This window comes from Rhodococcus sp. LB1, assembly GCF_001583455.1.
GTDB lineage: Bacteria > Actinomycetota > Actinomycetes > Mycobacteriales > Mycobacteriaceae > Rhodococcus_F > Rhodococcus_F opacus.
This window is the reverse complement of sequence record NZ_LTCZ01000143.1, coordinates 1-8,979: the sequence shown is the minus strand read 5'-3', so window position 1 is coordinate 8,979 and position 8,979 is coordinate 1. Positions and strand designations below refer to the sequence as shown.

The following is an 8,979-nucleotide window of genomic DNA, read 5'->3' as shown; positions in this document are numbered from 1 at the left end:
TCGCAGCATGGGATCGGCTCGCCGCGGCCCGCAAGCCGACGATCGCCGCCGTCGCCGGTTACGCACTCGGTGGCGGATGCGAGCTGGCGATGCTCTGCGACATCCTGATCGCCGCCGACACCGCGAAGTTCGGTCAGCCGGAGATCAAGCTCGGTGTCATCCCGGGCATCGGCGGTTCGCAGCGGCTGACGCGCGCGGTGGGTAAGGCCAAGGCCATGGAACTGTGCCTGACCGGCCGGAACATGGACGCCGAGGAGGCCGAACGCGCCGGGCTGGTGTCCCGGATCGTGCCCGCCGCCGATCTGCTGGACGAGGCGCTGCAGACGGCGACCACCATCGCCGAGATGTCCCTTCCGGTCGCGATGATGGCGAAGGAAGCCGTCAACCGCTCGTTCGAGACCACGCTCACCGAGGGCGTCCGGTTCGAGCGCCGGGTCTTCCATTCGACGTTCGCCACCGAAGATCAGAAGGAAGGCATGGCGGCGTTCGTCGAGAAGCGTGCGCCGGTGTTCAAGCACCGCTAGAAACCCTGAAACGGCTGTCGCCCCGCACCGGATCCCGGTGCGGGGCGGCAGCCGTCTCACCACTTGGTGGGGGCGTCTCCGGTGTCGAAATCGCCTGCCTCTCGGCGCAGTTCGGCGAGGATCGTGACCAGTTGCTCCAGCTTGTCGCCGGACACCCCGGGACTCGAGAACACCTGGGCGTTGAGTCGCTCGGTGGACTCGACGGCCAGTTTCCTTCCCGCGTCGGTGATTTCGATCAGGGTCGCGCGGCGATCGCTCGGATGCGGGACACGTCGCACGAGATTCGCCGTCTCGAGCCGGTCGACGGCGTTCGTGACGCTCGTGGGGTGAACCTGAAGGCGCGCGCTGGCCTTCGCCATCGGGAGCGCACCCGTGCGCGTGAACGTCAGCAGTGTCAGCAATTCGTACCGGGCGAATGTGAGCCCCGACGGCTTGAGCACCTCTTCCACCCGGGCCATCATGATCTGCTGTGCCCGCATCACCGAGGTCACCGCGGCCATGCCGTCGGCAACATCACCCCAGCCGTGCTTCGTCCACTGCCGGTGGGCCTCTTCGATGGGGTCGAGATGAAGTGGTGACGGTGGTGGCATGCGTCGATCATCCCATGGCGGGTGATGGGCCGCGAAAATCTGCCGAACGTGTCGTCAGTGCGCTTCCGCCTTTGCGGCGGCCGCCAACGCCACCAGCCCGAGTCCCGCGCACGCCGTCATCGTGACCGCGAGAGCGACGCCGGTGTTGCCGAGCACGCCGACCAGGGGAGCGATCAGCGCGCCGACACCGAACTGCAGGGCGCCGAGCAGCGCGGCCGCCGTGCCTGCCGCCTCGCCGTGGCGGCCGAGAGCCAGCGCGGGGGCGTTGGGCAGGACGAAGCCGACACCGGCGAGGAGGAACCACAGTGGAACGACGAACCCGACGAGCCCGCCGAACTCGAAGTGGGCGGTGGTGACCAGTGCCAGCCCGGCCACCGTCGCGAAGGCGAGGGCCGACACCGTGATCTGCAGCGGTGACCAGCGTGCGAGGGCGCGGACGTTGAGTTGCGAGGCGCCGATCAGAGCGATCGCGCCGGAGCTGAACAGCAGCGCGAACTGCTGCTCGTCCAGGCCGTACTGGTCCTGGAACACGAACGACGCACCGGAGACGTAGGAGAACAACGATCCCATCGCCACACTCGACACGAGGGCGAGCACCATGAACGCGCGGTCGCCCAGCAGGCTCTTGTAGGTGCCCAGCACGGCGCGCAGAGTGCTCTTGCGCCGCCGCTCCGGCGGCAGCGTCTCCGTCAGACCCCACACGCCGATCAACGCCGTCAGGGTGCCGATCACGGCGAGGACGACGAAGATCCCGCGCCAGTCGAGGGCGATGAGGAGCCCCCCGCCGATACTCGGGGCGAGAACGGGTGCGACGCCGAGCACGAGCATCAGTCGCGACATCACGACGGCGACGGTGTTCCCCGAGAACAGGTCGCGGACGGCGGCGAGCGCGACCACCGCTGCGGCGGCGGCCCCGATGCCCTGGAAGACGCGGAGCACACCCAGCACGGCGACGGTCGGCGCGAAGACGGCGAGCACGGACGCGACCACGTGGACGCCGATACCGGCGATGAGAGGACGCCTGCGTCCGAGGCTGTCCGCGAGCGGTCCGACGATCAACTGCCCCAGCGCGAGGCCGAGCAGAGTGCCGGTGATGGTCAGCTGTACCGCGGACGACGATGCGCCGAGGTCGGTTCCGATGTCCGGAAGCGCAGGCAGGTACATGTCGATGGTGAAGGGGCCGAGGGCCACCATCGCGCCGAGTACCAGGATCACCCGAAGGCTGGGACGGGTGGTTGTCCGGTCGGCGGTCGGGGCGGCGCGTTCTTCGGTATCGGTCACGAAGCAACACAGCAACGAGGGCACATGGTTTGTTCCCGCCCCGGCGTGTCGGTTTCAGAATCACCGTGAGCGCAACCCTCGCGCCCGGGGCACCGGCCGGGCACAGTAATCATCGATGCGGGTGTGACTGAGTGGTTGAGGTACCGGCCTGCAAAGCCGTTCACACGGGTTCGAATCCCGTCACTCGCTCGACGAGAACCGGCAGGTGATGCACCTGCCGGTTCTCTGTGCGTGTTCACACGTCTTCGAGGCGAATGCCCTTGGTCTCCTTCATGAACAGGCACGCGACGCCGGTGAGGACGGCCAGCGCCATGATGTAGACGCCGAACACCCAGCCGAGGTCGAGGCCGAGGAGAAGCTGGTTCAGGTACGGGGCGGTGCCACCGAACACCGCGACGGAGAACGAGTACGCGAATCCGATCGCCTGGGTGCGCAGTCGCGTCGGGAAGCTCTCCGAGAGCGTGGAGGACAGAATCGACGCCGGGACCGCGACGATCAGCAGGGCCGCGGTGGTGGCGACGAGCAGCGTCCACCCGTCGGATGTGATCATCATCGTCAGCGGCAACTGCAGGGCGAACATCAGAACCGCGAAGGCGCCCAGCATGGGCCGCCGGCCGATCTTGTCGGAGAGCAACCCGAGGAACGGCAGCGAGACCAGTGCGATCAGCTGAGCGATCACCAGCATCCAGTACGCGGTGTCGGGGTTCATGCCCTGCTGCGTGATCGCGTACGTGGAGATGTACGACGTCCAGGTGTAGTGCGCGGCCGTGATGCCCGAGGTCATCCCGATCATGAGGAGGATCGCCCGGACGACGGTGCGGCGGGGGATGCTCGGCTGATCGTCGTTGTTCTGCGCAGCGTCGAAGACGTCGCTCTCTTCCATGCTGCGGCGCAGGTACAGGGCGAACAGTGCCAGAAGCGCGCCGATGAGGAACGGGATACGCCAACCCCATTGACCGACCGCGGTGTCGGACAGGGAGGAGGTGACGACGCCGCCGACAGTGTAGGCCAGCACCGAACCGCCGAAGATCGCGATGAACGCGACGCTGCCCCACATGCCGCGCCGGTCTGGAGGCGCGATCTCGCCGACGTAGGAGTATGCGGTCGCGGACTCGCCGCCGTGCGCGAAGCCCTGCATCACGCGCGCCGCGAGCAGGATCAGGGACGCCCACGCGCCGATGGTCGAGTAGGTGGGCATCACACCGATGATCAGGCTGCCGGTGGCCATCATCAGCATGGTCGTGACGAGGACGAATTTGCGTCCGCGCTTGTCGGCGATCCGGCCGAAGATGATCCCGCCGAGCGGGCGCATCAGGAAGCCGACCGCGAAGACGGCGAGCGTGGACAGCAGGGCGGAGACCGGGTCCGAATTGCTGAACATCGCCGCCGCGATGAACGGGGCGAACACCGCGTAGGCGCTCCACTCGTACCACTCGAGGACGTTGCCGACGGAGCTGGCGAGGAGCGATTTCTTGCGGGAGGCGAGGGTGGGGCCGGAATGGGTGTCAGGCTGCGCCTGGCGAGTGAGGTCGACGTTCACGTGCAGTCACTTTCGTCGGGGTCGCGGAGTCGAAAGGTCGAGAGGAGATTCAGCGCAGGTCGCTGCGACGGATCTTGCCTGTCTGGGTCTTCGGGAGGTCGGTGATGATGTGCACCAGCCGGGGCCGCTTGTACGCGGCGAGGCGGTCGCGGGCGAACGCGACGAGTTCGTCCTCGGTGGCGGTCGCGCCCTTGCGCAGCGAGACGTAGGCCACCACCGATTCGCCCTGATAGTTGTCGGGCTGCCCGACGACGGCGGCCTCGTGCACGGCCGGGTGTTCGTAGAGGGTGTCCTCGACCTCACGGGGCCACACCTTGTAGCCGGAGACGTTGATCTGATCCTTGAGCCGGTCGACGAGGTACACCCACCCCGCCTCGTCGATGATCGCGACGTCCCCGGTGCGCAGCCGTCCGCCGGGCAGCGTGTCCCGGGAGGCGTCCGGGTTGCGCCAGTAGCCCGAAACAACCTGCGGTCCGGCGATTTCCAGTTCGCCTGCGGTGTGGGGCGGAACGGGGTCGCCATTCGGGTCGACCGCCCGGATGTCCACCCGGGGCAGCGGGAGACCGATGGACAGTGAGCCACTCGACGGGTCGACCGGCGCCCGCAGGCCGGGTGGCACCGCGATCACTCCGGCCGTGGTCTCGGTCATCCCGTACGCGTTGTGGATGTACTTGCCGAATCTGGCTTCGAACTTCTCCACGGTCGCGGGCGGGATGGGCGCGCCGCCCGAGTAGAGGGTCTTGACCGAGGCGAAGTGGTCCGCGCTCGCACCCGGCACCTCGGAGAGTGCGTTGAACACGGTGATCGAGCCGATCGTGTAGGTCACCCGGTGCTCCACGAACGTCTCCAGTGCGACGGCGGCGTTGAACCGATTCGCGAAGACGAGCACACAGTCCCGGACGAGGGCCACGCCGGCATTGAGCACGGCACCGGTGATGTGGAACAGGGGAGCGACAGCGAACACGACGTCCCCGTCGACGACGCCGGCGCAGTCACCGAAGTCGAGTGCCGTGGCCAGCACGTTCGCGTGGGAGTTGAGCGCGCCCTTCGGCGGGCCGGTGGTCCCGGAGGTGTAGGTGAGCAGCGCGAGGTCGTCGCCGCCGAGTTCGATCAGGGGAGGCCGACTGCCGCGAAAGCGCGCGAGGAGTGCGACGAGGTCGCCGTCGGCCGCCGGCGTGGCGCGCGTGGTGGACTCGAACACCCGCGGATCGTTGCGGGTCTGGAAATCGAGGGCACTGGTGCTGATCGAGAATCGCACGCTGCTGCCGCGCAGGGTCTCGGCCGTGGCCGCGGCGCTCACGTCTTCGCAGATGATGCCGATCGGTTCGGCATCGTCGACGAGGCGACGGAGTTCGTTTCCGCGATACATCGGATTGAGCACCAGCGCCGCTGCACCGACCTTCCACAGCGCCAGCAGGGCGAGAGCGTACTGCGGCACATTCTGCAGGTAGATGCCCACCCGGTCGCCGCGCCCGACACCCCACTCGTCCAGCGCGACGGCGAGGGCGTCCGACAGGTCGTCGACCTCGCGCGCCGTGAGGGCGCCGTCGAAATAGGCCACGGCGGGGTGATCGGGATGCGCCTCGACGCGCGACCGCCACGCGTCGAGAGCGGTCGCTACGGGTGGCTCCTGGATTCCGTCGTTGGTGAACGTCGACGACACCGCTGTCCCCTTTCTCCGGCTCCGGTCCGAACGGGATGTCCGAATTCGAGCGGGCCGACCGATCACTCGCTCGGTCGGTGTGGGCAAGTGTTGTGTGTCACAGGAGGTGTGTCAAGTCCGTGCCCGCAGGACCGCCGGTTCCGACGCGGCCGCAGCGACGGTTGCGGCTCATATTTCCGTCTGGCAATATGATGGTATGAGCGCCTACGCCGCCCTGGCCGAGCCTCACCGCAGGCAGATTCTCGACCTGCTGCGTGATGGTGAGCGGCCCGCCGGAGAGCTGGTGGAGCACATCGCGCTCAGCCAGCCCGGCGTGTCCAAGCACCTGAAGGTGCTGCGCGAGGCCGGGCTCGTCGTGGTGCGCGTGGACGGCAAGCAACGTCTGTACGCGCTGCGCCCAGAACCCCTCGCCGAGGTCGACCAGTGGCTGGAGCCGTACCGCGCGTTCTGGTCGAGGCGCCTCGACGCCCTCGAACGACACCTGGAGGAGAACCCATGACCGACGGAACCCTGGAGACGATCGACGGTCGCCCGGCGCTGCGCTTCGAGCGCATGCTCGCCCACTCGGTCGAGCGCGTGTGGCGGGCGGTCAGCGTGCCGGCAGAACTCGAGCGCTGGTTTCCCGCGGCCGCCGAGTGGACACCGGCGACGGGGGAGACCTTCGAGGCCTACGGCGCGACCGGCGAGGTGACCGAGGTCGATGCACCTCATCGGCTGGCGTGGACCTTCGGTGGCGAGAAGTACAGCTTCGATCTGACCGCCGAGGGAGACGGCTGCCGGTTGATCTTCATCCATGTCTTCGGCGACCGTGCGATCGCAGCGCAGACCGCAGCCGGCTGGGAGACCTACCTGTCGCGGCTCGAGCCGCATCTCGCCGGTGGGTACCTCTCCGAGGCGGAGGCGCACGGGTCATGGGATCAGTGGGAGGAAGTTCACGAACGCTACGCCGAGCGCTTCGGCGTCGACCCGACACCGGGACGGCAATTCCTGGCGGCTCAGCGTGCCGGCCAATGACATCCGGTAGGGCAAATTGCCGTCCTCGTCGGCGATGTAGCCGTCGAGCGACATGATCGTCGAGTAGATCAGCTCGCCCACCGCGAACCCCCTCGCGTCTGCTGGTCCCGATCAGCGTGTCACGTCGAGTGCGTCGACGTCGACGCCTGCTGCGGGAAGTAGGTGGTAGAACGCGCGTTCGCAGAGATCGATCATGTCCGTGCGGTCCATGGTCGGTTCGTCGAGCCACGACAGCACGATCTCTTCCATGAACGCCTGCCAGCCCGAGATCGCGGCCTCGAGCGCGGGTGTCGTCGGCACCCCGAGCTCGGCCAGCGACGCGCCTATCCAGCGGGTGAACGTGCGCCGCATGCCGCGGTAGATCTTCCGCATCCGCTCGTCGCCGCTACCGGCCATCCGCATGACCGCCAGGTAGATGGTGGGGTGCTCGATCACCGCGTCCGCGAACGTTTCGACGCCGGCTCGGAGCTGCCCGGACACGGGGAGCGTCGCGTCGGGGGTCATCCGGCGTTGCAGTTCGGAGGCCGAGGCCTCGAGGACGGCGTTGCGAAAACCCGGCTTGTTCTTGAAGTAGTGGAACAGCAGGGGCGGGGAGACGCCCGCCTCGACCGCCACCTTGTCCATCGACAGATCGTCGAACGGCACCGTCTCGAGAAGTCGGACGGCCACGTCGAGGATCTGCGCGCGCCGATCTTCGGGAGAGCGGGGTGCGGCGGCCACCCCTGCACCCTATTGAGGAACCCTCGAACCGTCCATTGACTTTTACTCAACGGGATACGTAACCTCGGGTAACACATACCGAGTGTGAGGAGCGCAACAATGTCGGATTTCGATGTCGTCGTCAATGGTGGGCTGTGGTTCGACGGAACCGGATCCGCGCCCCGGCGCCGCAATCTCGGCATCCGCGACGGTGTCGTCGTCCGCGCATCGATCCGTCCGCTGCCCGTCGGGCCCGACACCGAGATCATCGATGCGGCAGGCAAATGGGTGGTCCCCGGGTTCGTGGACGTGCACACCCACTACGACGCCGAGGTGCTCGTCAGCCCCGGACTGCCGGAGTCGGTGCGACACGGCGTGACCACCGTCGTCCTCGGAAACTGCTCCCTGTCCACCGTGTACTCGACGCCGCGCGAGTGCGCCGACCTGTTCAGCCGGGTCGAGGCCGTGCCACACGACTCCGTGCTCAGGATCCTGGACGAGAACAAGATCTGGCAGAGCCCGGCGGAGTACGTCGAGGCACTCGAATCGCTGCCGCTCGGCCCCAACGTCGCCGGTTTCATCGGGCACTCCGACATCCGCACCCACGTGCTCGGCCTCGACCGGGGCACCGACAAGCGGACCAAGCCGAGTGCTCGCGAACTCGAGCGGATGGGCGCGATGCTCACCGAGGCCGTGGACGCCGGCTTCCTCGGCCTGTCCTCGATGACCAATGCGCTCGACAAGATCGACGGCGACGAATACCGTTCGCGCTCATTGCCGTCCACGTATGCGCGGTGGAAGGAGTTCCGCTTCCTCAACCGCATCCTGCGTGAGCGCGGCAAGATCCTGCAGAGCGCGCCGACGATCAACCTGCACCCCAACATCGCGGGATTCTTCGCGGAGAGTTCGGGTCTGGGACGACGCAAGCCTCTCAAGACGTCGCTGTTGTCGGCCGCGGATTCGAAGGCCTACCCGCCGATCGTGTACTTCATGCTCGCCGCGGCACCGCTGCTGAACCGCTTCGCCAAGACCGATTTCAAGTGGCAGCACCTCCCGGTGCCGTTCACCGTCTACGCGGACGGCATCGACCTCGTGGTGTTCGAGGAGTTCGGTGCCGGCGCGGCGGCACTGCATCTGAAGGACGAGGTGGAGCGAAACGCCCTGCTGCAGGACGAGTCCTACCGACGCCGGTTCCGCAAGGATTACGACAACAAGTTCAGCCCCCGCATCTGGCACCGCAACTTCTACGACGCGGTGATCGTCGGGTGTCCCGACGAGACGCTGATCGGCAAGACGTTCGGCGCGGTGGGTGACCTGCGTGGCGTGCACCCGGTCGACGCGTACCTCGATCTCGTCGTGCAGTACGGCACCGACCTGCGGTGGCGGACCACCATCGCCAACCATCGTCCCAAGTTCGCGAAGAAGCTCGCGGCCAGCTCCGGGGTGCAGATGGGATTCGGCGACGCGGGTGCGCACCTGCGCAACATGGCGTTCTACAACTATCCGATCCGGTTGCTGAAGAAGGTCAAGGACGCGCAATCCGACCGCAAGCCGTTCCTGTCCGTCGAGCGTGCCGTCCACCGGCTGACGGGTGAACTGGCCGACTGGTACGGCATCGACGCCGGCCACCTGCGTGAAGGGGACCGCGCCGATCTGGTCGTCATCGAT

At 67.4% G+C, this 8,979-nt stretch carries 9 protein-coding genes and 1 tRNA gene; 5 read left to right on the top strand and 5 right to left on the bottom strand.

The features are described from left to right. A partial coding sequence (locus tag AZG88_RS20585; protein WP_061698769.1) for an enoyl-CoA hydratase-related protein occupies nucleotides 1–524 on the top strand: 524 nt, incomplete at its 5' end. Between the two features lie 56 nt (nucleotides 525–580). On the opposite strand, the gene AZG88_RS20580 is transcribed toward AZG88_RS20585, so the two are convergent. Both AZG88_RS20580 and AZG88_RS20575 read right to left on the bottom strand, forming a co-directional pair. Then, a complete protein-coding gene (locus AZG88_RS20580; RefSeq protein WP_005252880.1) occupies nucleotides 581–1,114 on the bottom strand; it encodes a MarR family winged helix-turn-helix transcriptional regulator in 534 nt (177 codons plus the stop codon). Between the two features lie 54 nt (nucleotides 1,115–1,168). After that, complete coding sequence (locus tag AZG88_RS20575) at nucleotides 1,169–2,419, bottom strand: multidrug effflux MFS transporter (protein WP_061042774.1); 1,251 nt, start codon at nucleotides 2,417–2,419, stop codon at nucleotides 1,169–1,171. 93 nt (nucleotides 2,420–2,512) lie between these two features. Between AZG88_RS20575 and AZG88_RS20570 the strand changes: the two genes are divergently transcribed. Further along, nucleotides 2,513–2,584: transfer RNA gene (locus AZG88_RS20570), tRNA-Cys, on the top strand. A gap of 46 nt (nucleotides 2,585–2,630) precedes the next feature. Here the strand turns inward: AZG88_RS20570 and AZG88_RS20565 are convergent. Next, nucleotides 2,631–3,935 carry an MFS transporter gene (locus AZG88_RS20565; RefSeq protein WP_025432988.1) on the bottom strand — a complete coding sequence of 435 codons (1,305 nt, stop codon included), beginning with the start codon at nucleotides 3,933–3,935 and terminating at the stop codon, nucleotides 2,631–2,633. A 49-nt stretch (nucleotides 3,936–3,984) separates the two neighbouring features. Next, the gene (locus AZG88_RS20560) at nucleotides 3,985–5,598 is read right to left on the bottom strand and encodes a class I adenylate-forming enzyme family protein (protein WP_061042773.1); all 1,614 of its coding nucleotides are present in this window, start codon (nucleotides 5,596–5,598) and stop codon (nucleotides 3,985–3,987) included. Between the two features lie 196 nt (nucleotides 5,599–5,794). Here AZG88_RS20560 and AZG88_RS20555 point away from each other — a divergent pair, with 196 nt between their 5' ends. After that, nucleotides 5,795–6,097, top strand: coding sequence for an ArsR/SmtB family transcription factor (locus AZG88_RS20555; protein ID WP_025432987.1), 303 nt, complete (start codon nucleotides 5,795–5,797; stop codon nucleotides 6,095–6,097). Beyond that, nucleotides 6,094–6,612 (top strand): SRPBCC domain-containing protein, encoded by a 519-nt coding sequence (locus tag AZG88_RS20550; RefSeq protein ID WP_061042772.1) that lies wholly within the window; start codon nucleotides 6,094–6,096, stop codon nucleotides 6,610–6,612. Before AZG88_RS20555 ends, AZG88_RS20550 begins: the two co-directional genes overlap by 4 nt. A 111-nt stretch (nucleotides 6,613–6,723) precedes the next feature. On the opposite strand, the gene AZG88_RS20545 is transcribed toward AZG88_RS20550, so the two are convergent. Next, a complete protein-coding gene (locus AZG88_RS20545; protein ID WP_061042771.1) occupies nucleotides 6,724–7,332 on the bottom strand; it encodes a TetR/AcrR family transcriptional regulator in 609 nt (202 codons plus the stop codon). 99 nt (nucleotides 7,333–7,431) lie between these two features. On the opposite strand from AZG88_RS20545, the gene AZG88_RS20540 reads away from it, so the two are divergent. After that, the coding region (locus tag AZG88_RS20540; protein ID WP_061698768.1) for an N-acyl-D-amino-acid deacylase family protein at nucleotides 7,432–8,979 on the top strand (1,548 nt) is incomplete at its 3' end.

Coding starts and splice junctions, on each gene's coding strand:
- AZG88_RS20550 (WP_061042772.1), top strand. CDS start 6,094: ATGACCGACGGAACCCTGGAGACGATCGACGGTCGCCCGGCGCTGCGC.
- AZG88_RS20555 (WP_025432987.1), top strand. CDS start 5,795: ATGAGCGCCTACGCCGCCCTGGCCGAGCCTCACCGCAGGCAGATTCTC.
- AZG88_RS20580 (WP_005252880.1), bottom strand. CDS start 1,114: ATGCCACCACCGTCACCACTTCATCTCGACCCCATCGAAGAGGCCCAC.